The sequence below is a fragment of the Serratia sp. K1WW1 genome, assembly GCF_055790865.1.
The window spans coordinates 5,088,218-5,114,230 of record NZ_CM147697.1; the positions used below are offsets into that span (position 1 = coordinate 5,088,218).

At 56.5% G+C, this 26,013-nt stretch carries 20 protein-coding genes; 10 read left to right on the forward strand and 10 right to left on the reverse strand.

All coding sequences use genetic code 11. The features are described 5' to 3' along the window. The first annotated feature begins 57 nt into the window (after positions 1 to 57). From ACX9GU_RS23020 to rluA, 3 genes are all read left to right on the forward strand, one after another. A complete protein-coding gene (locus ACX9GU_RS23020; protein ID WP_473193044.1) occupies positions 58 to 2,424 on the forward strand; it encodes a DNA polymerase II in 2,367 nt (788 codons plus the stop codon). Between the two features lie 356 nt (positions 2,425 to 2,780). Next, a complete protein-coding gene (rapA, locus tag ACX9GU_RS23025; RefSeq protein WP_473193045.1) occupies positions 2,781 to 5,687 on the forward strand; it encodes an RNA polymerase-associated protein RapA in 2,907 nt (968 codons plus the stop codon). Between the two features lie 53 nt (positions 5,688 to 5,740). Then, positions 5,741 to 6,391 carry a bifunctional tRNA pseudouridine(32) synthase/23S rRNA pseudouridine(746) synthase RluA gene (rluA, locus tag ACX9GU_RS23030; RefSeq protein WP_024483552.1) on the forward strand — a complete coding sequence of 217 codons (651 nt, stop codon included), beginning with the start codon at positions 5,741 to 5,743 and terminating at the stop codon, positions 6,389 to 6,391. A 35-nt stretch (positions 6,392 to 6,426) separates the two neighbouring features. Here the strand turns inward: rluA and djlA are convergent, their stop codons facing one another. Then, positions 6,427 to 7,260 carry a co-chaperone DjlA gene (gene djlA / locus ACX9GU_RS23035; RefSeq protein ID WP_021179279.1) on the reverse strand — a complete coding sequence of 278 codons (834 nt, stop codon included), beginning with the start codon at positions 7,258 to 7,260 and terminating at the stop codon, positions 6,427 to 6,429. Between the two features lie 230 nt (positions 7,261 to 7,490). Between djlA and lptD the strand changes: the two genes are divergently transcribed. The 6 genes from lptD (at position 7,491) to apaH (ending at position 14,260) form a co-directional block, all read left to right on the forward strand. Further along, on the forward strand, positions 7,491 to 9,857 hold the full coding sequence (gene lptD / locus ACX9GU_RS23040) for an LPS assembly protein LptD (RefSeq protein WP_473193046.1): 2,367 nt from the start codon (positions 7,491 to 7,493) through the stop codon (positions 9,855 to 9,857). A gap of 67 nt (positions 9,858 to 9,924) precedes the next feature. Next, the gene (gene surA, locus ACX9GU_RS23045) at positions 9,925 to 11,226 is read left to right on the forward strand and encodes a peptidylprolyl isomerase SurA (protein WP_071682160.1); all 1,302 of its coding nucleotides are present in this window, start codon (positions 9,925 to 9,927) and stop codon (positions 11,224 to 11,226) included. Beyond that, complete coding sequence (gene pdxA, locus ACX9GU_RS23050) at positions 11,213 to 12,205, forward strand: 4-hydroxythreonine-4-phosphate dehydrogenase PdxA (protein ID WP_081367045.1); 993 nt, start codon at positions 11,213 to 11,215, stop codon at positions 12,203 to 12,205. The genes surA and pdxA overlap by 14 nt, the downstream gene beginning before the upstream one ends. Beyond that, positions 12,198 to 13,016 (forward strand): 16S rRNA (adenine(1518)-N(6)/adenine(1519)-N(6))-dimethyltransferase RsmA, encoded by an 819-nt coding sequence (gene rsmA, locus ACX9GU_RS23055; protein WP_473193047.1) that lies wholly within the window; start codon positions 12,198 to 12,200, stop codon positions 13,014 to 13,016. Before pdxA ends, rsmA begins: the two co-directional genes overlap by 8 nt. A 13-nt stretch (positions 13,017 to 13,029) precedes the next feature. After that, complete coding sequence (apaG, locus tag ACX9GU_RS23060; RefSeq protein ID WP_024483557.1) at positions 13,030 to 13,407, forward strand: Co2+/Mg2+ efflux protein ApaG; 378 nt, start codon at positions 13,030 to 13,032, stop codon at positions 13,405 to 13,407. 1 nt (position 13,408) lies between these two features. Next, on the forward strand, positions 13,409 to 14,260 hold the full coding sequence (gene apaH, locus ACX9GU_RS23065; protein ID WP_473193048.1) for a bis(5'-nucleosyl)-tetraphosphatase (symmetrical) ApaH: 852 nt from the start codon (positions 13,409 to 13,411) through the stop codon (positions 14,258 to 14,260). 46 nt (positions 14,261 to 14,306) lie between these two features. Here apaH and folA read toward each other — a convergent pair whose 3' ends face one another. The 3 genes from folA to ACX9GU_RS23080 all read right to left on the reverse strand — a co-directional run bounded on the left by folA (position 14,307) and on the right by ACX9GU_RS23080 (position 16,193). Next, complete coding sequence (gene folA / locus ACX9GU_RS23070) at positions 14,307 to 14,789, reverse strand: type 3 dihydrofolate reductase (RefSeq protein WP_024483559.1); 483 nt, start codon at positions 14,787 to 14,789, stop codon at positions 14,307 to 14,309. A 142-nt stretch (positions 14,790 to 14,931) separates the two neighbouring features. Then, the gene (locus ACX9GU_RS23075) at positions 14,932 to 15,396 is read right to left on the reverse strand and encodes a threonine/serine exporter (RefSeq protein WP_021179271.1); all 465 of its coding nucleotides are present in this window, start codon (positions 15,394 to 15,396) and stop codon (positions 14,932 to 14,934) included. Then, positions 15,393 to 16,193 carry a threonine/serine exporter family protein gene (locus tag ACX9GU_RS23080; protein ID WP_253082107.1) on the reverse strand — a complete coding sequence of 267 codons (801 nt, stop codon included), beginning with the start codon at positions 16,191 to 16,193 and terminating at the stop codon, positions 15,393 to 15,395. Before ACX9GU_RS23080 ends, ACX9GU_RS23075 begins: the two co-directional genes overlap by 4 nt. A 126-nt stretch (positions 16,194 to 16,319) precedes the next feature. Here ACX9GU_RS23080 and ACX9GU_RS23085 point away from each other — a divergent pair, with 126 nt between their 5' ends. After that, positions 16,320 to 16,934 (forward strand): LysE family translocator, encoded by a 615-nt coding sequence (locus ACX9GU_RS23085; protein WP_021179269.1) that lies wholly within the window; start codon positions 16,320 to 16,322, stop codon positions 16,932 to 16,934. Positions 16,935 to 16,967: 33 nt separating this feature from the next. Here ACX9GU_RS23085 and kefC read toward each other — a convergent pair whose 3' ends face one another. The 6 genes from kefC to carA form a co-directional block, all read right to left on the reverse strand. Next, positions 16,968 to 18,821: a glutathione-regulated potassium-efflux system protein KefC gene (gene kefC / locus ACX9GU_RS23090; RefSeq protein WP_473193049.1), complete on the reverse strand. Its 1,854-nt coding sequence runs from the start codon at positions 18,819 to 18,821 to the stop codon at positions 16,968 to 16,970. Beyond that, a complete protein-coding gene (gene kefF, locus ACX9GU_RS23095) occupies positions 18,814 to 19,374 on the reverse strand; it encodes a glutathione-regulated potassium-efflux system oxidoreductase KefF (protein WP_473193050.1) in 561 nt (186 codons plus the stop codon). The genes kefC and kefF overlap by 8 nt, the downstream gene beginning before the upstream one ends. 147 nt (positions 19,375 to 19,521) lie before the next feature. Continuing rightward, on the reverse strand, positions 19,522 to 20,754 hold the full coding sequence (locus tag ACX9GU_RS23100) for a cysteine desulfurase-like protein (protein ID WP_473193051.1): 1,233 nt from the start codon (positions 20,752 to 20,754) through the stop codon (positions 19,522 to 19,524). Further along, positions 20,751 to 21,389 (reverse strand): 2OG-Fe dioxygenase family protein, encoded by a 639-nt coding sequence (locus ACX9GU_RS23105; protein ID WP_473193052.1) that lies wholly within the window; start codon positions 21,387 to 21,389, stop codon positions 20,751 to 20,753. The genes ACX9GU_RS23100 and ACX9GU_RS23105 overlap by 4 nt, the downstream gene beginning before the upstream one ends. Positions 21,390 to 21,605: 216 nt before the next feature. Further along, a complete protein-coding gene (gene carB / locus ACX9GU_RS23110) occupies positions 21,606 to 24,827 on the reverse strand; it encodes a carbamoyl-phosphate synthase large subunit (RefSeq protein WP_024527203.1) in 3,222 nt (1,073 codons plus the stop codon). Between the two features lie 18 nt (positions 24,828 to 24,845). Next, the gene (carA, locus tag ACX9GU_RS23115) at positions 24,846 to 25,994 is read right to left on the reverse strand and encodes a glutamine-hydrolyzing carbamoyl-phosphate synthase small subunit (protein WP_473193053.1); all 1,149 of its coding nucleotides are present in this window, start codon (positions 25,992 to 25,994) and stop codon (positions 24,846 to 24,848) included. Positions 25,995 to 26,013 lie beyond the last annotated feature (19 nt).

Genomic DNA, 26,013 nt, shown 5'->3' on the forward strand with positions numbered 1-26,013 from the left:
CAGGTTTTCACCACACGCAGTCAGCAAACAAGAATTCGGTTTGAAAGACAAGGGCATATGACATCTCTACAGCAGGGTTTCTTACTCACTCGCCATTGGCGTGATACGCCCGCCGGTACCGAAGTTGAGTTCTGGCTGGCAACCGATAGCGGGCCACAACGGCTACGGCTGGCCCCACAGACCTCCGTGGCATTCATTCCCGCCGAACAGCGTCAGCGGGCCGAGTTGCTGCTGCGTGAAGAGCGTCATGTCGAGCTGAAACCCTTGCCGCTGCAGGATTTCCATTCCCGTCCGGTGATGGGCCTTTATTGCCGCCAGCACCGTCAGTTGATCAAGCTGGAAAAGCTGCTCAAGGAGGGCGGCGTCAACGTGTTTGAGGCCGATATCCGCCCGCCGGAACGCTATCTGATGGAGCGCTTTATCACCGCCCCGGTGTGGTTCAACGGCCAACCCGACGGTCATGGCCTGTGGCTCAACGGCCAGATGAAGCCAGCCCCAGACTACCGCCCCACTCTAAAGCTGGTATCACTGGATATCGAAACCACCGCCCATGGCGAGCTTTACTCCATCGCGTTGGAAGGCTGTGGCCAGCGCCAAGTGTATATGCTCGGCCCTGCCAACGGCGGCACTGAGGCGCTGGATTTCGAGCTGGAATACTGCAACAGCCGCCCACAGCTGCTGGAACGCCTGAACCAATGGCTGGAGCAACACGATCCCGACGCCATTATCGGCTGGAACCTGGTGCAGTTCGATCTGCGGGTACTGCAAAAACACGCCGAGCGTTATCAGATCCCCCTGCGCTTTGGCCGTGGCGGTAACCTGTTGGAATGGCGCGAGCACGGCTTTAAGCAAAACCACTTCTTCGCCTCGGCCTCCGGGCGATTGATTATCGACGGTATCGAGGCGCTGAAATCGGCCACCTGGAACTTCCCGTCCTTCAGCCTGGAATATGTGGCGCAAACGCTGCTTGGGGAAGGGAAATCGATCGACAACCCTTACCAGCGGATGGCGGAAATAGACCGCCGTTTTGCCGAAGATAAACCCGCTCTGGCCCGCTATAACCTGAAAGACTGCGAGCTGGTGACGCGCATTTTCGCCAAAACCGAACTGTTAACCTTCCTGCTTGAGCGCGCCACCGTGACCGGCCTGGCGGCCGATCGCAGCGGCGGTTCGGTGGCGGCCTTCAACCACCTTTATATCCCGCGCATGCATCGTCAGGGCTATGTGGCCCCCAACCTTGGGGAGTTGCCGGAAGAGCACAGCCCCGGCGGTTTTGTGATGGATTCACAGCCCGGCCTGTATGATTCGGTGCTGGTACTGGATTACAAAAGCCTGTATCCGTCGATCATCCGCACCTTCCTGATCGATCCCGTCGGGCTGGTAGAAGGCATGCAGCACCCGGGTGATGAAAACTCGGTGCCGGGTTTTCGCCAGGCTCGCTTTTCCCGCACCAAACACTGCCTTCCCGAGATTGTTCGCCAGATCTGGCAGGGGCGCGAAGCGGCCAAACGCCACAACAACAAACCGCTGTCGCAGGCGCTCAAGATCATCATGAATGCCTTCTACGGCGTGCTGGGATCGAGCGGCTGTCGCTTCTTCGATCCCCGGCTGGCTTCTTCGATCACCCTGCGCGGCCACGAGATCATGCGCCAGACGCGAGAGTTGATCGAAGCGAAAGGTTACCAGGTGATCTACGGCGATACGGACTCGACCTTTGTCTGGCTGAAAAAGGCCCACAGTGAACAGCAGGCCGCCGAGATTGGCCGCGAGCTGCTCGATCACGTCAATCAATGGTGGCAGCAGCATCTACAACAGCAATATGGGCTGGAAAATGCGCTGGAGCTGGAGTTTGAAACCCACTATTCCCGCTTTTTAATGCCCACCATCCGCGGTGCCGAGCAGGGCAGCAAAAAACGCTACGCCGGGTTGATCAGCAAACCGGACGGCAGTGAAGAGATGGTGTATAAAGGGTTGGAAACGGTACGCACAGACTGGACCCCGCTGGCGCAGCAGTTTCAGCAGCAGCTCTATCAACGTATCTTCAAGCGCCAGCCCTATCAGGACTTTGTGCGCGATTATGTAGCCAAAACGCTGAACGGCGAATTTGACGACCGGCTGGTGTACCGCAAACGCCTGCGTCGCAAGCTGGACGACTATCAACGCAATGTCCCGCCTCACGCCCGAGCAGCCCGGCTGGCCGATGACTATAATCGTCAACAGGGGCGGCCGCTGCAATATCAGAACGGTGGCTGGATCAGCTATGTAATGACGCTAGCCGGGCCAGAGCCGCTGGAAACCCGGCAATCCGCGATCGATTACGATCATTATCTCGAACGCCAGCTGCAACCGGTGGCAGACGCTATACTACCCTTCCTGTACGACGATTTTTCGGCGTTGGTAACCAGGCAGATAGGCCTGTTCTGAGCGGTCAAAGCTGGGGGTAATACCACCCCATGGGGAAACCCATTCTTTTTACTGGTGTTAGTCGGCATTTGGGAAGAAAAAATCATCGGGTTTTACAGGTGACGAATGCGCCGCCTTCCATTACCATAGCGCCCTTCCCAAATTCTGAACCACTATTCACAACATCGTTGTCGCCATGCCGTCACCAGACGTCTGGCGTAACAGGCTATTACCCGCTAAATGAAAATAAAGCTCGCCAACCGGTAACAACGCGGTGGCAGGCAAGATGCCGGGAATAGCAAGCAGTTGAAACAGGTTACCCAGGGCTTATCTGCCGGGTAGCAAGACTTACTTAATAAGAATCGAGCCGACAAACTATGCCTTTTACACTTGGTCAACGCTGGATCAGCGATACGGAAAGCGAATTGGGACTGGGAACCGTGGTAGCACTGGACGTGCGCATGGTCACCCTGCTTTTCCCCGCAACCGGTGAAAACCGCCTCTATGCCAGAAACGACTCGCCAATCACCCGCGTGATGTTTAACCCGGGCGACACCATCAGCAACCACGAAGGCTGGCAGTTGCAGGTGGAGGAAGTCAAAGAGGATAACGGCCTGTTGACCTATATCGGCACGCGCCTGGATACCCAGGAAAGCGGCGTCGCTATGCGTGAAGTGCTGCTGGACAGCAAGCTGACCTTCAGTAAACCGCAAGACCGCCTGTTTGCCGGTCAGATTGACCGCATGGATCGCTTTGCGCTGCGTTTCCGCGCCCGCAAATACCAGAGCGAGCAGTATCGCCTGCCGTTCGCTGGCCTGCGCGGCATGCGCGCCAGCCTGATCCCGCACCAATTGCATATCGCCTACGAAGTCGGCCAGCGCCATGCACCGCGCGTTCTGTTGGCCGATGAGGTGGGACTGGGTAAAACCATCGAAGCCGGGATGATTATTCATCAGCAACTGCTGGCTGGCCGTGCCGAACGCGTGCTGATCGTGGTGCCGGAAACCCTGCAACACCAGTGGCTGGTTGAAATGATGCGTCGCTTCAACCTCTATTTCTCACTGTTTGACGATAGCCGCTATTCCGAAGCGATGCTCGACAGCAGCAACCCGTTCGAAACCGAACAGTTGGTGATCTGCTCGCTGGATTTCGTGCGTCGCAACAAGCAGCGCCTTGAGCAGTTGGCTGATGCCCACTGGGATCTGCTGGTGGTAGACGAAGCTCACCATCTGGCCTGGAGCGAAGAAGCGCCGAGCCGTGAATATCAGGTGATTGAACAGTTGGCGGAGCACATCCCGGGCGTACTGCTGCTGACGGCAACTCCGGAGCAGCTTGGCCAGCAAAGCCACTTTGCCCGCTTGCGCCTGCTGGATCCCAGCCGTTTCCATGACTACCAGGAGTTTGTCACCGACCAGCAGAAATACCGTCCAGTAGCCGATGCGGTGACGCTGCTGCTGAGCGGCGAGCGTCTGGCAGATGACAAGCTGAACCTGCTGGGTGAGCTGATCGACGAGCAGGACATTGAGCCACTGCTGAAAGCGGCCAACAGTGATAGCGACAACAGCGAACAGGCGCGCCAGGAACTGGTTACCATGCTGATGGATCGCCACGGCACCAGCCGCGTGCTGTTCCGTAATACCCGTAACGGCGTAAAAGGTTTCCCACGCCGTCACCTGCACCAGATCAAACTGCCATTGCCAACGCAATATCAGACGGCGATCAAGGTGTCCGGCATCATGAGCGCCAAGAAAACCGTCGAAGCCCGCGCCCGCGACATGCTCTACCCAGAACAGATTTATCAGGAGTTCGAAGGGGAGAATGCGACCTGGTGGAACTTCGATCCGCGCGTTGAGTGGCTGCTGGATTATCTGGTCGCCAACCGTCATGAGAAAGTGCTGGTGATTTGCGCCCAGGCCGCGACCGCTCTGCAACTGGAGCAGGTGCTGCGCGAGCGCGAAGCGATCCGCGCCGCCGTGTTCCACGAAGGGCTGAGCATTATCGAACGCGATCGCGCCGCCGCCTACTTCGCTTCACAGGAAGAAGGCGCGCAGGTACTGCTGTGCTCCGAAATCGGTTCGGAAGGGCGTAACTTCCAGTTTGCCAGCCAGATGGTGATGTTCGATCTGCCGTTCAACCCGGATCTGCTGGAACAGCGTATTGGCCGTCTGGATCGTATTGGCCAGATGCACGACATCCAGATCATGGTGCCGTACCTGGAAAACACCGCTCAGGCCGTGCTGGGCCGCTGGTTCCATGAAGGGCTGGATGCCTTCGAGCACACCTGCCCAACCGGCCGGCCGATTTATGACAGCTGCTATGAGCAACTGATTGGCTACCTGGCCGCCCCTACCGAGCAGGAAGGTCTGGACGAGTTTATCCATGCCTGTAACCAGCAGCACAAACAGTTGAAAACGCAGCTGGAACAGGGCCGTGACCGTCTGCTGGAAATGCACTCCAACGGCGGTGACAAAGCGCAGGCGCTGGCGGAAGCCATTGCGGCGCAGGACAACGACGTTAACCTGGTGAGCTTTGCGCTCAACCTGTTCGATATCGTCGGCATCAACCAGGAAGACCGCAGCGACAACCTGATCGTCCTGACCCCGTCCGACCATATGCTGGTACCGGATTTCCCTGGACTCCCACAGGATGGCTGCACCGTGACGTTTGATCGCGAGCAGGCGCTGTCGCGTGAAGATGCCCAGTTTGTCAGTTGGGAACACCCGATTATCCGCAACGGGCTGGATCTTATCCTCTCCGGCGACACCGGGAGCTGTGCGGTTTCCCTGTTGAAAAACAAGGCACTGCCGGTGGGCACCCTGCTGGTCGAACTGGTGTATGTGGTTGAGGCCCAGGCCCCTAAACACCTCCAGTTGACCCGCTTCCTGCCGCCAACGCCGATCCGCATGTTGATGGATCGCAAGGGAACCAACCTGGCGGCACAGGTCGAGTTTGAAAGCTTTAACCGCCAACTGAACGCGGTCAATCGCCACACGTCCAGCAAGCTGGTCAATGCGGTGCAGCAAGAAGTGCACGTGATGCTGCAACAGGCAGAAAGCCTGGTGGAAGAACAGGCGCGCGCCCTGATCGAACAGGCCAAGCAAGAGGCCGATGACAAGCTGAGCACCGAGCTGGCACGTCTGGAAGCCCTGAAAGCGGTTAACCCGAATATCCGTGATGACGAAGTCGAAGCGCTGGAGTTCAACCGCAAGCAGGTGCTGATTAACCTCAACGAAGCGGGATGGCGGCTGGATGCTATTCGCCTGGTAGTAGTGACGCACCAGTGATCCACACAACGGGGAGCCATGGCTCCCCGGTTTGCCTTCTCAGCGGAGCTAACATGGAACCTTACAATCCCCCGCAAGATCCGATGCACGTGCTGTATCAGGATGAGCACATCATCGTGGTCAACAAACCTAGCGGACTGCTTTCCGTGCCTGGCCGTGCTCCGGAGAACAAGGACAGCCTGATGACGCGTATCCAGGCAGACTTTCCGGCGGCAGAGTCCGTGCATCGCCTGGATATGGCTACCAGCGGGGTGATCGTGGTGGCATTGAACAAGGCCGCCGAGCGTGAGCTAAAACGCCAGTTCCGCGAGCGCGAGCCGAAAAAATGCTATATCGCCCGCGTATGGGGACATATGGCACAGGATGAAGGGTTGGTGGATTTACCGCTGATTTGCGACTGGCCGAACCGGCCCTTGCAGAAAGTCTGTTTCGAAACCGGCAAGGCTGCGCAGACCGAATATGTGGTGCTTTCCCGGGACGCGGATGGCAGCACAAGGGTCAAGCTGCTGCCCATCACCGGGCGCTCACACCAATTGCGCGTGCATATGCTGGCATTGGGTCACCCCATTCTCGGCGATGGCTTCTACGCCCCGCCAGAGGCCAAGGCGATGGCACCGCGCCTGCAACTGCACGCACAAGAGTTGCGTATCACCCATCCCGCGTTCCAGACCCCGATGCATTTTCGCGTAGAACCGGATTTCTGAGTTTGGGGCGCCGCATGCGGCGCCCTTAACGACAACTACTTGAAGCCCTTCTCGCGTTTGATCAGGTCGTAGGCTGCCTGGATCTCCTGCGCTTTCTGTTTCGCCATCTCCATCATTTCCGGCGGTAATCCCTTGGCAACCAGCTTATCCGGGTGATGCTCGCCCATCAGCTTACGGTAAGCACGCTTGATGGTGGTAGCATCGTCGCTGCTGTTCACGCCCAGCACCTTGCAGGCATCTTCCAGCGTCGGGCCACGTTGCGCCTGCTGGTAGCCGCCCTGGGAGTATCCCCCTTGCTGCCCCTGCCAACTGCCGCCGCCGAACTGACGGCCGCCTTCAATCATGCTGAGAAACTGATCGAATTGAGCGCGGGAGATCCCTAACTCTTCGGCGATCACATACAGCACCTGGCGTTCGTTCGGATGCAGCGAGCCGTCGGCAAACGCGGCCTGGATCTGAATTTCCAGAAACATCCGAATCAGATCAAAGCGGCCAAAACAGATGCTACGTAACTGCTGCAAGGTTTCACGCAGCGGGAACTGGCTGTGCTTGCCTTCGCGAAACGCCTGCTGCGCCGCGGTACGCGCCTCACCATGCAGTTGCAGACGGTCCATAAACAGGCTGGCTATCTGGATATCGGCTTCGGTCACCCGCCCTTTCGATTTGGTCAGATGACCCATAACCTGAAAGGTCGTGCGGAAAAATAACGTCTGCCGCGTTTGCTGATCGGTAAAGAAGCCCCGGCTGCGCTTGTTATTGCGTGCGGTATCGATCATATGGCCAACGATCAACCCCAGCACGACACCCCAGAATCCGCCGCCAGCCCAAATGGCGACAATCACTCCGAGCAGTTTTCCCCAATACTGCATATACTCCCCAACTATCAAACCGTAATAAGCCGTGTATCCCTATCGGTACGAGCAAGGGTTAAGGCGATTTTTTCCAAGAATTCGATTATCATACCTGTCATTTATCTCTGCGCCTAACGACGACGCAATAGAACGGCAGGATTTAACACTAGCGCAACGCTGATGAGTGATATAGTCTCTGACCGTTTGCCGGACATGACGCCTCTGATGACGGAACACCAAAACCGCGTATGAAAAAAAGTTTCCCAACCCTGCTGGCCACGTTGATTTGGACGGCAATTTATAGTCAGCACGCGCTGGCAGATCTGGCCGAGCAATGTATGCTCGGTGTGCCTGTTTACGATAAACCGTTGATCACCGGCGACCCTAACAGCCTGCCGGTCACCATCATTTCCGATGATTCAGAAGCCAACTATCCGAACAACGCGCTGTTCACTGGCAACGTCAACGTCGAACAGGGCAACAGCACCCTGACGGCGAAGCAGGTTGAGCTGAAGCAGACGCAAAAAGATGGGCTGCCGGATCCGATCCGTACCGTTACCGCCACCGGTGACGTGAACTACGCGGACAATCAGATCAAACTGAAAGGCCCTAAAGCCTGGTCAAACCTGAATACCAAAGATACCGACGTCTACCAGGGCGACTATCAGATGGTAGGCCGCCAAGGGCGTGGTGACGCCGACAAGATGAAGATGCGCGGCCAAAACCGCTACACCATCCTGGAAAACGGTACCTTCACCTCGTGCCTGCCTGGTGATAACAGTTGGAGCGTAGTGGGCTCCGAAGTGATCCTCGATCGCGAAGAAGAAGTGGCCGAAGTGTGGAACGCCCGCTTCAAGATTGGCAAGGTGCCGGTGTTCTACAGCCCCTATTTGCAATTGCCAGTGGGTAATAAACGCCGCTCCGGCTTCCTGATCCCCAACGCCAAATATGGCAGTAATAACGGCTTCGAGTTCATGTTGCCGTATTACTGGAACATTGCGCCAAACTTTGATGCCACCATCACGCCGCATTACATGACGAATCGTGGCCTGCAGTGGCAGAACGAATTCCGTTATCTGCTGCAACCGGGTCTGGGCACCATGGCCTTCGACTGGCTGCCAAGCGATAGGCAGTTCGAAAAAGACCACGGGGATGTCGACGACAGCAAGCGTTGGCTGTTCTACTGGGGTCATAACGGCGTAATGAATCAGGTGTGGCGTTTCAACGTCGACTACACCAAGGTCAGCGACCCTTATTACTTCACCGATCTGGATTCCAAATACGGTTCCACCACCGATGGCTACGCCACGCAGAAATTCAGCGTCGGTTATGCCGATGAGAACTGGGATGCCACGCTGGCCTCCAAGCAGTTCCAGATCTTCAGCGGTGCGGGTAACCAAAACGCCTACCGTGCACAGCCGCAGTTGGATCTCAACTACTATAAATCGGATATCGGTCCGTTTGATTTCCACACCTACGGCCAGTTTGCCAACTTTACCAGCGTCAACCCGAATAACCCGAAAGCCACTCGTTGGCATGTAGCACCGGCGATCAATCTGCCGTTGGCCAACAGTTGGGGTAGCCTGAATACCGAAGCCAAACTGATGGCGACGCATTTCCAGCAGACCATCCCTAACGGTTTTGCCACCGACTATGCCAGCCGTAACCCAGGGAGCCCGGTTCCCGATCTGGAAGATTCGGTCAACCGCGTACTGCCGCAGTTCAAGACCGATGGCAAAGTGGTGTTCGATCGCCCAATGGATTGGTCAGAAGGTTTTACTCAAACCATTGAGCCACGTATGCAGTACCTGTACGTGCCTTATCGCGATCAAAGCAATATCTATACTTATGACTCAACCCTGCTGCAAACCGACTACTCGGGCCTGTTCCGCGACCGCTCCTACAGCGGCCTGGATCGTATCGCCTCGCAGAACCGTGTGGCAGCCGGTGTCACCTCGCGTATTTATGATGAGGCGCTGGTTGAACGTTTTAACGTTTCCGTAGGTCAAATCTACTACCTCACCCGCTCGCGGACCGGGGATCAAAGTAGCAACTTTGATAATAGCGATGATACCGGCAGCGTCGTCTGGGCTGGTGACACCTATTGGAAGGTTGACGATCGCTGGGGCCTGCGCGGTGGTGTGCAATACGACACCCGTCTTGACAGCTTCGCGTTAGGCGACGCGGTAGTGGAATATCGTCAGGATCAGAATCGTATGGTGCAGTTGAACTACCGTTATGCCAGCCCGGAATATATTTCGGCAACCCTGCCGGATATCAGCAACCCAGGCTATCAGGACGGTATTTCACAGGTCGGTATGGTGGCCAGTTGGCCGATTGCCGATCGTTGGGCAGTCGTCGGGGCGTATTACTACGATACCCGTGCGAAACAAACTGCTAACCAGTTGGTCGGCCTGCGCTATAACACCTGCTGCTGGGCGGTTAACGTGGGTTATGAGCGCAAGATCACCGATTGGGACAACGGCAATCAGGTCAGCAAGTACGATAACAAAGTTTCATTCAACGTCGAGCTGCGCGGCTTGAGCAACGATCACAGCCTTGGCACCAATGAGATGCTGCGCGCGGGTATTCTGCCTTACCAACGCGCATTCTGATATTGATTAACGAATTGAAAAAAAACAACTTTCACCCGCATTTGCGGAAACAGATAACGGGAAATGTATGAAGAACTGGAGAACGCTTCTTCTCGGATTGGTGGTTTGTGCCAATACCGCGTTCGCAGCACCGCAACAAATGGATAAAGTCGCCGCCGTCGTCGATAACGGCGTAGTACTCGAGAGCGACGTGAACGGCCTGATGCAATCGGTGAAACTCAACGCACAACAGGCTGGCCAGCAATTGCCAGACGACAATACGTTGCGTCACCAGATCATTGAACGTCTGATTATGGATAATATCCTGCTGCAGATGGCGCAAAAAATGGGGATCACCGTCAGCGATGCCGATCTGGACAAGGCGATCGGCAACATCGCCGCCCAGAACAAGATGAGTCTGGATCAACTGCGTAGCCGCTTGGCGTATGAAGGTCTGAACTACAACACTTACCGTGCGCAGATCCGCAAGGAAATGCTGACCTCGGAAGTGCGCAACAACGAAGTGCGTCGCCGTGTCACCATCCTGCCACAGGAAGTTGACGCGTTAGCCAAGCAGGTCGGCGCGCAAAACGGCGGTGAAACCGACGTCAACATCAGCCACATCCTGATCCCGCTGCCAGAAAACCCATCGCAGAAGCAGGTTGATGAAGCCGAAGCGCTGGCGAAACGCTTGGCGGGTGAAGCGACCGGCGGTGCCGATTTCGGCAAGCTGGCGATCACCTACTCTGCCGACTCACAGGCGCTGAAAGGCGGCCAGATGGGTTGGGGTAAACTGCAGGAAATGCCAACGCTGTTCGCAGAACGTCTGTCCAGCGCCAAAAAAGGCGACGTGGTTGGCCCGATCCGCTCCGGCGTCGGCTTCCATATCCTGAAGGTCAACGATATCCGTGGCGGTAGCCAGTCGATTTCCGTGACCGAAGTACATGCCCGTCATATCCTGCTGAAACCTTCAGTAGTGATGACTGACGATCAGGCACGCGCCAAGCTGCAAGAAGTGGCTGCGGCCATCAAGAGCGGCAAAGCGAAGTTTGAAGACGAGGCCAAGCAGCTGTCACAAGATCCAGGCTCTGCCCTGCAGGGCGGCGATCTGGGTTGGGCTTCGCCAGACATGTACGATCCTGCCTTCCGCGATGCGCTGCTGAAGCTGCAAAAAGGCCAGCTCAGCGAACCGGTACACTCTTCCTTTGGCTGGCATCTGATCCAGTTGATGGATACCCGCCAGGTGGATAAAACCGATGCGGCGCAGAAAGATCGTGCCTACCGCATGCTGTTTAACCGCAAGTTTGCCGAAGAAGCGCAAACCTGGATGCAGGAACAACGTGCCGCTGCTTACGTGAAGATCCTCGATGGAAGCAATGCACCGCAATAATCGTATCGTCATTACCCCCGGCGAGCCTGCCGGGGTTGGGCCGGATTTGGTCACCGTACTGGCACAACAGGATTGGCCTGTTGAGCTGGTGGTGTGCGCCGATCCGGCCTTGTTGCTTGAGCGCGCCCGCCAGTTGGCGTTACCGCTCACGCTGCGCGACTACCAGCCAGGCCAGCCTGCACAGCCACAGCGTGCCGGGACATTAACAGTATTGCCCGTTGCAGCCCCGGCGGCCGTGGTTGCTGGCGAACTTAACGTCGCTAACAGTGCCTATGTGGTAGAGACTCTGGCACGTGCCTGTGACGGTTGTCTGAACGGTGAATTCGCCGCATTGGTCACTGGCCCGGTCAATAAAAGCATCATCAACGACGCTGGCGTCGCCTTTACCGGCCACACCGAGTTCTTTGCCGATCGCAGCCATTGTGAACGCGTGGTGATGATGCTGGCTACCGAGGAGCTTCGCGTCGCTCTGGCAACGACCCATCTGCCGTTACTGGCAGTCCCGGGCGCTATCACCCAACAGAGCCTGTTCGAGGTGATCACCATTCTCGATCGGGATCTGAAAAATCAGTTTGGCATCCCGCAGCCTCTGATTTACGTCTGTGGGCTAAACCCGCACGCGGGGGAAGGTGGCCATATGGGGCGTGAAGAGCTGGATGTGATTATTCCGGCTTTGGACGTGCTGCGTAGCCGCGGCATCCAGCTGATTGGCCCGCTCCCGGCGGATACCCTGTTCCAACCCAAATATCTGCAATATGCAGATGCGGTGCTGGCGATGTATCACGATCAGGGCTTGCCTGTACTAAAATACCAGGGGTTTGGTCGAGCGGTGAATATTACCCTCGGTTTGCCTTTTATCCGTACCTCGGTCGACCATGGTACCGCGTTGGAACTGGCTGGCAGCGGCACTGCCGATGCAGGCAGCTTCAAAACGGCCTTGGCTCTCGCCATTAAAATGATAATTAACAGCAATGAATAATAGAGTCCACCAAGGGCACTTTGCCCGCAAACGTTTTGGACAGAACTTTTTAACCGATCAGTTTGTCATCGATAGCATTGTCTCAGCCATTCACCCGCAGCCGGGCGAAGCGGTGGTCGAAATCGGCCCTGGCCTGGGAGCCTTGACCGAGCCGGTTGGCGTGCGTATGGATCGCATGACGGTGATTGAACTTGACCGCGATCTGGCGGCCCGCCTGGCCAATCACCCACAGCTGAAAGACAAGCTGACCATTCATCAGCAAGATGCCATGACGGTGAACTTCGCCGAGCTGGCAGCCGCGGAAGGCCAATCGTTGCGCGTGTTCGGCAACCTGCCGTATAACATCTCGACGCCGCTGATGTTCCACCTTTTCAGCTATACTTCCGCTATCCGCGACATGCACTTTATGCTGCAAAAAGAGGTGGTCAACCGTCTGGTTGCCGGCCCCAACAGCAAGGCATACGGGCGCTTGACCGTGATGGCGCAGTATTACTGCAACGTGATCCCGGTGTTGGAAGTGCCGCCGACTGCGTTCGCGCCACCGCCTAAAGTCGATTCTGCCGTGGTTCGTCTGGTACCGCATCTGGTGATGCCAAATATTGTCGGCGATGTGCGCATGCTCAGCCGCGTGACTACCCAGGCGTTTAACCAACGCAGAAAAACCATCCGCAACAGCCTGGGCGATCTTTTCACCCCGGAACAGTTGACGGAACTCGGCGTCGATCCGACGCTCAGAGCAGAGAATATTTCTGTAGCGCAGTACTGTAAGCTGGCAAACTGGCTTTCACAACAGCAGGCGCAGCAGCAATAAAGGAGCAGTTGTCATGATTGATTCGCCCCGTGTATGTGTGCAGGTACAGAGTGTGTATGTAGAATCACAATCGATACCTGAGGAAGAACGTTACGTCTTCGCGTATACCGTTACCATCCGTAATCTGGGGCGCTTTGACGTGCAACTGCTGGGCCGTTACTGGCTGATCACCAACAGCAACGGTCGCCAAACCGAGGTTCAGGGCGAGGGAGTGATCGGCGAACAGCCTATTATCCAGCCCGGCAGCGAGTTCCAATATACCAGTGGTGCGATACTCGAAACGCCGCTGGGCACCATGGAAGGCCACTATGAAATGGTTGATCAACAGGGTCAGCCATTCCGTACCGCTATTCCGGTGTTCCGTTTAGCCATCCCTACGCTGATCCACTAATATGTCGACATATCTTATCGGCGACGTTCATGGCTGTTTCGATGAACTGCAGTCGCTATTAGCTCAGGTTGATTTCGATCCCCTGCAAGACCAACTGTGGCTGACCGGCGACCTGGTCGCCCGTGGCCCCGGCTCGCTCGAAGTGCTACGTTACGCCCGCTCTCTCGGCCCGGCATTGCGCATGGTTCTGGGTAACCACGACCTGCACCTGCTGGCGGTGTACGCCGGTATCAGCCGTAACAAACCCAAAGACCGCATTACCCCCTTGCTCGAAGCACCTGATGCTGACGAGTTGATCAACTGGCTGCGTCGCCAACCGGTGCTGCAGGTGGACGATGAACGCAAACTGATCATGGGCCACGCTGGCATTACCCCACAGTGGGATATCGAGACCGCACAAATGTGTGCCCGTGAAGTGGAAGCGGTGCTCAGCAGCGACAGCTATCCCTTGTTCCTGGATGCGATGTACGGCGATATGCCCAACAACTGGAGCCCAGAGCTGAGCGGGCTTGCACGCCTGCGCTTTAGCACCAATGCGTTGACCCGCATGCGCTATTGCTTCCCTAACGGCCAGTTGGACATGATCTGCAAAGACGCGCCGGGCAGCGCTCCCGCTCCGCTGAAACCCTGGTTTGATCTGCCGCGTCTGGTCGATCCCGAGTACAGTATCATCTTCGGTCACTGGGCTTCACTAGAGGGCAGAGGCACGCCGGAAGGCATCATCGGTCTGGATACCGGCTGCTGTTGGGGTGGGGATTTGACCCTGCTACGTTGGGAAGACAAGCGCTACTTTACCCAGCCAAGCAACCGCCGTGATGCGATAGACGGCGCGGATGCGCTGGCAGCTTCTTAAAACGACAATGGGCACCCAAGGGTGCCCATTTGATAGCTAACCCGCCTTAGCGGCGTTCCAAAATCTCAAAACAGTAGCCGTGCGAGTTCAGCGCGTCCGCATCGTGGAAGGCGCTGAATGAGGTTTCCCATTCATCCGGCTCGTAATCCGGGAAGTAGGTATCTCCGCCCACTTCGGCATCGATATGCGTCAGATACATTCGGGAAGCCCGTGGCAGGAACTGGCTATAAATGCTGCCACCGCCCATCACCATCACTTCTTCCACCTCGCCAGCCGCAGCCAAGGCCTCCTCCAGCGAAGTCACCCAGGTCACGCCAGGTTCTTTACCCGGCTGGCTGCTTAACACGATATTATGGCGGCCCGGCAAGGGGCGGCCAATCGACTCAAAGGTCTTACGGCCCATAATCACCGGTTTATTTAACGTGTTACGTTTAAACCACGCCAAATCCTCCGGCAGGTGCCACGGCATGGCATTTTCCATACCAATAACGCGATCCGCCGCCAAAGCAGCAATCAGGCTGATAATCATTGTTTAACCCTGTATAGGCAGCAAAATTGTTCACACTATACGTAAAGCCCCGTCAACCGTCGATAGACGAATCGAGCGATAGTCATATATCGGACGGCTCTGAAGATAAACTCCAATAATCCCAGATCCTTAGCCAAAAGCCTTAAACGCCGGGACGTTTACGATACAGCCACAGACCCGGTACCGACAGGCCGATCGACAAGGCTCCCACGATAAAACAGGCTTTGAGGAAGTTGGAGATCATCACCGACATCAGGGCTTCGCTGTAGCCCAAATGCGAAATCTCCACCACGCTGATCATCGCGGTATAGGCTGAAATGCCGGGGAACATCGGGATCACCGCCGCGACGGTAAACACCTTGGGATGCGCCAGCAGCCAGCGTGACCAGTAAATGCCGATGATGCCGATCAGAATGGCGGCCAGGAACGAGCCCCACTCGATATTCATGCCGAAATGCATCAGCAACATCCGCGATCCATGCCCCAGCGCCCCGAGCAAGGCACAATAGCGCAGCGCTCGTACCGGCACGTTGAACACCATGGCAAAGCCGAGCGCGGGTACCGCCGCCAGCAGCATGTCCTGTAACAACGCCCACAGCAGGCTCATGACCACCCCCGCAAATCCCACAGTGACATCGCCATCACCACGCCGATGCAGGTTGCCAACGTCAGCAAACTGGCCATTGCCCAGCGGGCCAGGCCGGTATTCACGTGGCCTTTAAACATATCGGCTACCGCGTTGATCAGCGGGAAACCGGGCACCAGCAACAGCACGCTGGCCGCCATCGCCACGCTGGAGGTTTGCTGGAAAAACGGCACGCGTAACAGCAGGCCGGAGACCGACGTGGCCACAAAGGCCGTCAGGCAAAAGTTGATCAGTGGATTCATATGGCGAGCGGTCAGCATCTGGCGAACAAACATCGCCAGGCCGCTGGCCATAAAGGTAACCGCAAAAGCATCTGGCCCGCCGCCGTTGAGCATGCTGAAACAGCCACAGGACAATCCCACCATCAGCACCACCAGCCAACGCGGATAGCGCAGCGGACGGATCTTTTCAAAGCGCCGAGCCACGTCATGGACGTCGGCCAAATGGTGTTCCGCCAGGATCACAATGTGCTGCACCTCGGTCACCATTTGCATGTTGATCCCGCGATCGACGTTCTTGCGTGTGGTGGTCAGGCAGGCATCATTGCTGATGGTGGTCAGCACCACGGCGTTGGCCGAGATGGAGCTTTCTACACTATCCATGCCAAGCGCCAGGCCCAAGCGAGTCGAGAGTTGTTCCACCACCATGCTTTCAGCCCCGTGCTGTAGCAGCAGCAACGCACACTGAATACACAGACGGGTGATTTCACGCTGCTGTTGGTTTACACCGGGTATCTCTGCGGTTAATTCCTTTTTCATGTTGCTCAATCACTTCCTCTTAATGAAGACCCATCATATAACCAGAGATTAGTGTAATAGGTTGATGCACGTCAGGAGGAGTGGCGTTATTATCAGCAGAATTAGGCCTTTTTCAGAGAGTCGCTCATGCTTGAAACCTCATTGTTTGTCGCTGGTATTGCCACGCTCGGCATGCTTTCCCCCGGGCCAGACTTTTTTCTGGTGATTAAAAATGCGGCGCGCTATCCGCGCCTGGCGGCCATGATGACCGCGTTCGGCGTGATCTGCGGCGTGGCAACTCATATGTCTTACTGTGTCGCAGGCCTGGCAGTGGTCATCACCACCACGCCGTGGTTGTTCAACGTGCTGAAATACGCTGGTGCGGTGTACCTGATTTGGGTCGGCATTCAAGCCCTGTTGTCTCGCGGGGGCAGCAAGATGAACGTCAGCAGCCTGCCTCAACAACAGGTCAGCCTGAAAAGCGCCTTTGTACAAGGGTACCTGTGTAATCTGCTCAACCCGAAAGCCACGCTGTTCTTCCTGGCGGTGTTTACCCAGGTACTGCAAATCAACTCCGGCCTGGGTGAAAAGCTGTGGTACGCCGGAATTATTTTCGGCCTTTCCGCCGTTTGGTGGCCGGTGCTGGTGTTTTTGATCCAAAGCGGTCCGGTGCGCCGTGGGCTGGAAAAAACCCAGAAGGTGGTCGATAAGCTGCTGGGTGGGATGTTAATCGCCTTGGGCATCAAGGTCGCGCTGAGCTGAAAAACCGGCGAGGGTAAAACCCTCGCCAGGCTATTACCCTTTCGCCTCTACGACCTCTTCCTCCGGCGCTTTACCATCAATACTGCCGCGCCAGCCGTTTTGCTGCACGTGAGATAAGCGCGTCTGATCTTGCTCGATGGCCGACGACAGCATTTCTTTGGCCCGCTGCAGGCTGGCGACACGGAACTCGGTATCTTCGTAGTTCTCTAGCGTATCCTCCAGCATCTTCAGGTTATAACGCCGGAAGGTATCCGCCTTTTCACGGGCTTCGTAGGCGTCCAGCCCCAGCAGCTCGAGAGTTTCTCTGCCGATCAGTAACGAGCTTTCAAAGGTTTCCCGTGCAGGTTTCTCCACCCCCAACTGCCGCAGTTGATACCAGTGATCTACATCACGGGCACGCGCTACCACTTTCAGGTGCGGAAAATGGCGTTTGACCAGCGCCGTCAGTTGCAGGTTGGCTTCCACATCGTCGATGGCGTTAATCAGGATTTTGGCATGTTCCGCTCCCGCTGCTTCCAACAGATCGGCTCGCGTCGCATCACCATAGAACACCTTGGTGCCAAATTTGCGCAGCGTTTCGATATGGTCCGGATCGTGATCCAATACCACGGTATGCACGCCGTTAGCCAGCAGCATACGGCCCGCGATCTGGCCAAAACGGCCAAAGCCGGCGATGATCACGCTGGCATTCTCTTCGTCGATCACGTCTGCCGGGCGTTCGTCCTGCGGGGCATTCTTGGCCAGGCGAGCGGCAACCACCAGCAGCAGCGGCGTGGCGGCCATCGAAAGAGCAACGGCCAACGTCAGCGATTTAGCCCATTCGAGCGGTAATACTCCGGCCATCTGCGCCGCAGCAAAGATCACAAAGGCAAACTCACTACCCTGCCCCAGCAAAATGGCGAACAGCCCGCGCTGACGCTTGGGTACCCCAAGCATCGGCGCAACCAGCCACAGCAGTGCCGCCTTCAGCAACATAAAGCCCAGCAACAGCGAGGCAATCAGCAACGGGTGATGGAACAGCGTGCCAAAGTCGATCGACATCCCCACGCCGATAAAGAACAGCCCAAGCAGCAGGCCTTTAAAAGGTTGAATATCGCTTTCCAGCGCATGGCGGTATTCGGAACTGGCCAGCAACACGCCAGCCAGAAAGGCTCCCATCGCCATCGATAGCCCAGCCATCTCCAGCAGAATGCCAAAGCCAAACACCAGGAACAGCGCCACGGCGCTAAAGACTTCACGCATGCCGGAACGCGCCACAAAGTGCAGCAAGGGCCGGGTCACATAGCGCCCCAGTAACACCACGACCGCCAGCGCTCCTACCACCTTGGCGGCAGAAAATACAAAGGCACCCAGCGTGGTAGCCGCGCCGCTGCTGGCTAACAGTGGGATCATCGCCACCAAGGGAATGGCAGCAATATCCTGGAACAACAGCACCGCAAACGAGCTACGACCAATGGGCGAAGGCGTCAGGTTACGCTCACTCATCGCCTGCATGGCAATCGCCGTCGAGGAGAGTGCCAACGTCAAGCCAATCAGCAAGGCGACCTGCCAATTCAGGCCGAGGAAATAGCAGAAGGCGCTCAGCACCAGACCACATCCCACCATCTGGATGCTCCCACCGCCAAAGACCGCTGCTCGCAGCGTCCACAACCGCCGGGGATCCAGCTCCAGCCCGATGATAAACAGCATCAATACCACGCCGATTTCGGCAAAGGTCAGTATCGACTCGGGATCGGAAACCAGTTTCAACCCCCAAGGGCCAATGACACAGCCCGCAATCAGGTAGCCAAGTACCGATCCCAATCCCAGGCGTACGGCAATCGGCACCAAAAGCCCGGCCGATCCCAGATAGATCAGCCCTTCAATCATCATCGAGTGGTTATCCATGCACGGGCTCCTGCTCTGCTGCTGGCTCACCGTGCTCCATCAGATACTGCACCAGCCGCTGGCGATAGGCTTCCCCGGCGGCGATCAAGGCCGGTTCGTTACAGGTAAAGGTGTTGTGCACGGCAAAAAACGGTTGCCACTTCATACCACAGTAGATCGCCGTGGCCTGTAGCGGCTGGCCCAGCGCGGCAAAGTTGGGGTAATCGCCCAAAGCGAAATGCTGCTCATCTCCGCCGCTGGTGACCGCCCACAGGCAATCTTTCCCCACCAGGGCGTCGCCCTCATGACCATAGGCCCAGCCATGCTCCAGCACTTTGTCGATCCACAGTTTCAGCAACGGTGGCAGGCTGTACCACTGCATCGGATGCTGTAAAACCACCATATCAGCCCGTTCCAGCGCCCGCTGCTCGGCGTTGATATCGATATTAAAATCCGGATACAGTTCGTACAGCGCACGGACCTCCACGCCGGGAATGTCTTTTACTGCCTGTAGCAACCTTTGGTTGGCATGGGAATGCCGGGGATAGGGATGGGCGTAAATAATCAGGATCATGCGCTTCTCGTTGCAGCTTTTCATACAACGAGTATATACCAGCCACCGTGCCGCCATGACTGACATGTAAACTTGTTGGCCCACGATGCCCCCATCCCCTGATCATCAGGAATATGGGGGCGATATGGCATTACCGGCTTACGGCAATTATTGATTCAAGGTATTGAGGATCTCAAACAAACGGTCAATTTCCTGGCGGGTATTGTAGTGCATCAATCCGATCCGCATGACACCGCCACGTTGATCCAGACCCAGTTGGCGGACCAACCCCAGCGCATAAAAATGCCCGTTGCCGACACAAATATTGTGCTCTCCCAGCGCCCTGGCAACCGATTCCGGCTGCCCATGCGCAAACGTCACGGCGAAAGTCGGGGTCCGGCTGTTGGCATCGGGCCGATCGATACCGTACAAGCGCGCGCCCTTCACTTGCCGAAGTTTTTCCAGGAAATAAGCGCTGAGCGCTTCTTCATGCTGGCTGAGTTGGCTAAAGCTGTCTTGCAAGCGCTGGCGCAAAGGCGCACCGGGTTCTCCCCACTGAGCCAGGTATTCGATCGCAGCAGTCACTCCAGCAAGCCCTTCAAAACTCTGAGTTCCCGTCTCGAAACGCCCAGGGCCAACATCGGTGGCCGGCTCGACCTTGTATGGACGTAACGTTTGCAACCATGGAGCTGCCAGATAGGCAATCCCGACGTGGGGGCCAAAATATTTATACGCGGAACACAGGAGTATGTCGCAACCCAGCGCCTGAACATCAATCAGACGGTGTGGGGCATAGTGCACGGCATCTACATACACCAAAGCGCCAACCTGGTGCGCCGCCTCGACGATACGCTTTATATCCACGATCGAACCTGTGGTATTTGACGCATAGGTAACGGCCACCAACCGGGTTTTGGCGTTAATGAGCGCACAAAGTTTACTGACGTCTAACGTACAATCCTGCTCATTAACCGGAGCCTGATGAACAACGACCTGTTTATCGGCAGCGGCCTGTTGCCAGCTCGAAACGTTCGCATAGTGATCCAGAGCGGTGACGATCACCTCGTCCCCAGCTTGCCAATCCCGGCTGATAGCGCGGCTCAGCTGAAAAGTCAGTGAGGTCATGTTGGCGCCAAAGACAATATTGTCGGACGAGCTGGCATTCAAGAAGGCCCGAACAGACTCTCTGGCTTGTAACATCACTTGCTCAGTGGCTTTGCTGGAAAAATAGTGTCCCCCCAGATTGGCATTATGGTGGCCCAAATAATCGACCATCTTGTCTAACACCGTGCGCGGGACCTGTGAGCCACCGGGGCCATCAAAGAACACCACGCTTTTCCCTTGATACAGCTGATTCAGAGCGCTAAATTGCGCCCGGCTTTGTTCAGGCGTAAATTTCATGCCACCCTCGCAGTCAGAACAAAAACATCCATATGCCCTTCTTTATCTGTCTCGACGGCACGGATTGGGCAGGCGTTATGCCACAGCTTACTGTCAGCAATCATGGCAACTTCGCCATTTTCCAACACCTTACGGAAAAATGGCGCTTCGCGATTGCTGTTATAGAGCAGGATATCCCCCCCGACAATGTTATGCCTGTCGATACCGACTATCGCGATATGGTCAAAACCATCGCGATGGATACCTTCCGGTGCCACCTGAGTTTCATCATAGGTGCTGGTAATGCGGATTTGGTGGATCTCTATCTCCTGGTTGTCCGGTAGATCATTGCTATTCACAAAGACCTCGCACATTTCGCGCATCCCCTCATTTTGCCAGGTTGTGGTCAAGAGCGGTTCGAATTGGCGGACGATATTGCCCTGAAAATGGTTGATATCCTCAGACTGTACAAACTCATGTTTGCCCGTCTCTACCACCAAACCATGCTGAAAACGCATGACGGAATAACGCCGCAGGCGGTACTTGCCATCCGCATGCTGGGTGTGGGGAAGCGTGTTGAATGAAGGAGCCAGTTGAGCAATCCCTTCCCGGCTAAGATGGGTGATCTGCAGGATGTTCTCGTGTTTGTTTAGCATGATGACACCTTATTGAACAGGTCCGTTTTACAACAGAAAATAACAGTAATCACCATTAAAAATAGATAAAGATAATGGGATATCAAATTTGTCATCCCAAAAATATGACCTACCCCCATAAAATCAGCACAAGCCGCAAATCATCACTATTGGGTTGCTCCAGCAATAAAAAAGGCGCTGCAAAAGCAGCGCCTCAGTGATAGCCAAGTTATTAACTTACTTGGTGATACGTGCGTGCAGTTCCTGCACCGAAGTCACCTGCTCGGTTGGATCGGCCTTCATCGCCATCGAGGTGGCAAAACCGCCGTTCATCGTGGTGTCGTAGTGCACCTTATACTGCAGCGCACTGCGGCGGATCAGCTTGGAGTCTTCAATCGCCTGACGCCCCGCCGTGGTATTCACGATGTAGGTATACTCGCCGTTCTTGATGCGATCCTGAATGTGCGGACGCCCCTCATGCACCTTGTTGACCAGGCGTGGGTTAATTCCCGCTTCGCCCAGCACCACTGCGGTGCCGTGGGTGGCATCCAGTTCAAAGCCCTGCTTGAGCAGGCTGGCAGCCAAATCCACTACGCGAGCCTTGTCCCCACTGCGTACCGACAGCAGCGCACGGCCTTTCTTCATGCCGGAGTTACTGCCCAACATCGCCTTGGAGAAGGCTTCGGCGAAGGTGCGGCCAACGCCCATCACTTCACCGGTCGAGCGCATTTCTGGCCCGAGGATCGGGTCAACGCCTGGGAACTTGTTGAATGGCAGCACCACTTCCTTGACCGAGTAGTACGGCGGGATAACCTCTTCGGTCACGCCCTGTTCGGCCAGTGATTTACCAGCCATCACGCGCGCCGCCACTTTCGCCAGTGCTACGCCAGTAGCCTTGGAAACGAACGGCACGGTACGCGCGGCGCGTGGGTTCACTTCGATCAGGTAGACTTCGTTGTTCTTCACCGCAAACTGCACGTTCATCAGACCACGAACCTGCAGTTCAAACGCCAGTTTTTCTACCTGCTGGCGCATCACGTCCTGGATCTCTTTGCTCAGCGTGTAGGCTGGCAGTGAACAAGCGGAGTCACCGGAGTGGACGCCAGCCTGTTCGATATGCTCCATGATGCCACCGATCAGCACGCGCTCACCGTCGCAGATGGCATCCACATCCACTTCTACCGCATCATCCAGGAAGCGGTCCAGCAGCACTGGTGCATCGTTGGACACGCTGACCGCGTTCTGGAAGTAGCGACGCAGGTCGATGTCGTCGTAAACGATTTCCATCGCACGGCCACCCAGTACGTAGGATGGGCGCACCACCAGCGGATAACCGATACCGGCTGCTTTCTCAACCGCCTGCTCAATGGTTGCCACGGTGGCGTTGGCCGGCTGCTTCAGGCCCAAGCGGTTAACCGCCTGCTGGAAGCGTTCACGGTCTTCGGCACGGTCAATTGCATCCGGGCTGGTGCCGATAATCGGCACGCCTGCGGCTTCCAGCTCACGCGCCAGTTTCAACGGGGTTTGCCCGCCGTACTGCACGATCACACCTTTTGGCTTCTCGATACGTACGATTTCCAGCACGTCTTCCAGCGTCACCGGTTCGAAGTACAAGCGATCCGAGGTGTCGTAGTCGGTAGAGACGGTTTCCGGGTTACAGTTGACCATGATGGTCTCGTAGCCGTCTTCGCGCAGCGCCAGCGAGGCGTGTACGCAGCAATAGTCGAACTCGATGCCCTGGCCGATACGGTTCGGGCCACCACCCAGGATCATGATTTTCGGACGATCGTTGGTCGGGTTGGATTCACACTCGTCTTCGTAGGTGGAATACATGTAGGCGGTGTCGGTCGCAAACTCTGCCGCACAGGTGTCCACACGCTTGTAGACCGGGTGCATGTTGAAGCTGTGGCGCAGCTTGCGGATTTCGCTTTCCGCTACGCCAGCCAGCTTGGCCAGGCGCGCATCGGCAAAGCCTTTGCGCTTGAGCGTACGCAGGAAATCAGCGTTCAGGCCGTTGATGCCCGCTTCGGCAACCTGCTCTTCCAGACGCACCAGCTCTTCAATCTGCACCAGGAACCAGCGGTCGATGTTGGTCAGGTTGAACACGCCATCGACGGACAGACCGGCACGGAAAGCATCGGCGATGTACCAGATGCGATCTGAACCGGCATCTTTCAGTTCACGGCGGATCTTGGTCAAGGCTTCCGGATCGTCCAGGCTCACTTTCGGATCAAATCCGGTCGCGCCTACTTCCAGGCCGCGCAGCGCTTTCTGCAACGACTCTTGCTGGGTGCGGCCAATCGCCATCACTTCGCCGACCGACTTCATCTGGGTGGTCAGGCGATCGTTGGCTCCGGCAAACTTCTCGAAGTTGAAGCGCGGGATCTTGGTGACGACGTAGTCGATGGAAGGCTCAAAGGAGGCTGGCGTACGGCCACCGGTGATGTCATTCATCAGCTCATCGAGGGTGTAACCCACCGCCAGCTTGGCGGCGATCTTGGCAATCGGGAAGCCGGTGGCTTTCGAGGCCAGCGCTGAAGAACGGGATACGCGTGGGTTCATTTCAATCACGATCAGGCGGCCGGTTTTCGGGTTCACCGAGAACTGCACGTTGGAGCCGCCGGTTTCCACGCCGATCTCACGCAGTACCGCCATCGAGGCGTTACGCATGATTTGGTATTCTTTGTCGGTCAGCGTTTGCGCTGGAGCCACCGTGATGGAGTCACCGGTATGGATCCCCATGGCATCGATGTTTTCGATCGAGCAGACGATGATGCAGTTGTCATTCTTATCGCGCACCACCTCCATCTCGTACTCTTTCCAGCCGATCAGCGATTCGTCAATCAGCAGCTCTTTGGTCGGGGACAGATCCAGACCGCGTTCGCAAATCTCTTCGAACTCTTCGCGGTTATAGGCGATACCGCCACCGGTGCCGCCCATGGTGAATGACGGGCGGATAATGCATGGGAAGCCCACATCGGCAGCCACCGCCAACGCTTCTTCCATATTATGGGCGATGCCGGAACGCGCCGTGTCCAGGCCAATTTTCTTCATGGCGATATCGAAACGGCGGCGGTCTTCGGCTTTGTCGATGGCATCGGCGGTAGCGCCGATCATGGTGACGCCGAACTCGGCCAGTACGCCCTGACGTTCCAGCTCCAACGCACAGTTCAGCGCAGTTTGCCCACCCATGGTTGGCAGCACCGCATCCGGGCGCTCTTTCTCGATGATTTTACGCACCACTTCCCAGTGGATCGGCTCGATGTAGGTGGCATCGGCCATTTCCGGGTCGGTCATGATGGTGGCCGGGTTCGAGTTGACCAGTACGACGCGGTAACCTTCTTCACGTAGCGCCTTACACGCCTGGGCACCAGAGTAGTCAAATTCACACGCCTGGCCGATAACGATCGGGCCAGCGCCGAGGATCAGGATGCTTTTTATATCTGTACGTTTTGGCATGGCTTTTCTGGCTCCTGATTATTTGGCGTTGGTACGGTAAGTCTCAATCAGTTCGATAAAGTGATCGAACAGCGGCGCGGCATCGTGCGGGCCTGGGCTGGCTTCTGGGTGGCCCTGGAAGCTGAACGCGGCTTTATCGGTACGATGGATGCCCTGCACCGTGTGGTCGAACAGGGATTTATGCGTGACCCGCAGCGTGCTCGGCAGATTATTTTCATCAACGGCAAAGCCATGGTTCTGCGCGGTGATCATCACGGTGTTGTTATCCAGATCCTTCACAGGATGGTTACCGCCGTGGTGGCCAAGCTTCATCTTCATGGTTTTGGCACCGCTGGCCAGCGCCAACAGTTGGTGGCCCAGGCAGATACCAAATACCGGGATATCGGTTTCCAGGAAGCGTTTGATGGCGGTGATGGCGTAATCACAGGGCTCTGGATCACCAGGACCGTTGGACAGGAAGATGCCGTCCGGAGCCATTTTCAGCACCTCTTCCGCAGGGGTTTGCGCTGGCACCACGGTGAGGCGGCAGCCGCGATCTACCAACATGCGCAGGATGTTGCGCTTGGCACCGTAATCGTAGGCCACCACATGATAAGGCAGTTCGCCCGCAGGTTTGGCCTCCGGCAAATCGCCTTCCAGCGTCCAGCTCCCCTGCTGCCAGGCGTAAGCTTCTTTGGTGGTGACCTCTTTCGCCAGATCCATGCCTTTCAGGCCAGGGAAAGCCTTGGCTTTTTGCAGCGCCAGTTCGGCATCGGTGAGGTCGCCCGCGATGATGCAGCCGTTCTGTGCGCCTTTCTCACGCAGCAGGCGGGTCAGCTTACGGGTATCGATATCGGCAATCGCCACGATATTGTGACGCTTGAGGTAATCGGCCAGGCCCATTTCGTTGCGGTAGTTGCTGGCAATCAGTGGCAGGTCGCGGATGACTAGGCCTTGAGCATGAACAGCGGAGGATTCTGCGTCGGAATCATTGGTGCCGACATTGCCGATATGAGGATAAGTAAGAGTAACGATCTGGCGGGAGTAGGAAGGATCAGTGAGGATTTCTTGATAACCGGTCATCGAGGTATTGAAGACCACTTCCCCCACTGCCGTACCTTCTGCCCCGATGGCCCGACCGTGGAATTGGGTTCCGTCTTCCAGAACCAATAGCGCTGACTTAATCAAAACACCCTCCGAGGAATAA

What these genes read in the sequence shown, in the direction of transcription:
- ACX9GU_RS23020 (WP_473193044.1), top strand. Translation starts at nt 58, where the DNA reads ATGACATCTCTACAGCAGGGTTTCTTACTCACTCGCCATTGGCGTGAT.
- rapA (WP_473193045.1), top strand. Translation starts at nt 2,781, where the DNA reads ATGCCTTTTACACTTGGTCAACGCTGGATCAGCGATACGGAAAGCGAA.
- rluA (WP_024483552.1), top strand. Translation starts at nt 5,741, where the DNA reads ATGGAACCTTACAATCCCCCGCAAGATCCGATGCACGTGCTGTATCAG.
- djlA (WP_021179279.1), bottom strand. Translation starts at nt 7,260, where the DNA reads ATGCAGTATTGGGGAAAACTGCTCGGAGTGATTGTCGCCATTTGGGCT.
- lptD (WP_473193046.1), top strand. Translation starts at nt 7,491, where the DNA reads ATGAAAAAAAGTTTCCCAACCCTGCTGGCCACGTTGATTTGGACGGCA.
- surA (WP_071682160.1), top strand. Translation starts at nt 9,925, where the DNA reads ATGAAGAACTGGAGAACGCTTCTTCTCGGATTGGTGGTTTGTGCCAAT.
- pdxA (WP_081367045.1), top strand. Translation starts at nt 11,213, where the DNA reads ATGCACCGCAATAATCGTATCGTCATTACCCCCGGCGAGCCTGCCGGG.
- rsmA (WP_473193047.1), top strand. Translation starts at nt 12,198, where the DNA reads ATGAATAATAGAGTCCACCAAGGGCACTTTGCCCGCAAACGTTTTGGA.
- apaG (WP_024483557.1), top strand. Translation starts at nt 13,030, where the DNA reads ATGATTGATTCGCCCCGTGTATGTGTGCAGGTACAGAGTGTGTATGTA.
- apaH (WP_473193048.1), top strand. Translation starts at nt 13,409, where the DNA reads ATGTCGACATATCTTATCGGCGACGTTCATGGCTGTTTCGATGAACTG.
- folA (WP_024483559.1), bottom strand. Translation starts at nt 14,789, where the DNA reads ATGATTATCAGCCTGATTGCTGCTTTGGCGGCGGATCGCGTTATTGGT.
- ACX9GU_RS23075 (WP_021179271.1), bottom strand. Translation starts at nt 15,396, where the DNA reads ATGAGCCTGCTGTGGGCGTTGTTACAGGACATGCTGCTGGCGGCGGTA.
- ACX9GU_RS23080 (WP_253082107.1), bottom strand. Translation starts at nt 16,193, where the DNA reads ATGAAAAAGGAATTAACCGCAGAGATACCCGGTGTAAACCAACAGCAG.
- ACX9GU_RS23085 (WP_021179269.1), top strand. Translation starts at nt 16,320, where the DNA reads ATGCTTGAAACCTCATTGTTTGTCGCTGGTATTGCCACGCTCGGCATG.
- kefC (WP_473193049.1), bottom strand. Translation starts at nt 18,821, where the DNA reads ATGGATAACCACTCGATGATGATTGAAGGGCTGATCTATCTGGGATCG.
- kefF (WP_473193050.1), bottom strand. Translation starts at nt 19,374, where the DNA reads ATGATCCTGATTATTTACGCCCATCCCTATCCCCGGCATTCCCATGCC.
- ACX9GU_RS23100 (WP_473193051.1), bottom strand. Translation starts at nt 20,754, where the DNA reads ATGAAATTTACGCCTGAACAAAGCCGGGCGCAATTTAGCGCTCTGAAT.
- ACX9GU_RS23105 (WP_473193052.1), bottom strand. Translation starts at nt 21,389, where the DNA reads ATGCTAAACAAACACGAGAACATCCTGCAGATCACCCATCTTAGCCGG.
- carB (WP_024527203.1), bottom strand. Translation starts at nt 24,827, where the DNA reads ATGCCAAAACGTACAGATATAAAAAGCATCCTGATCCTCGGCGCTGGC.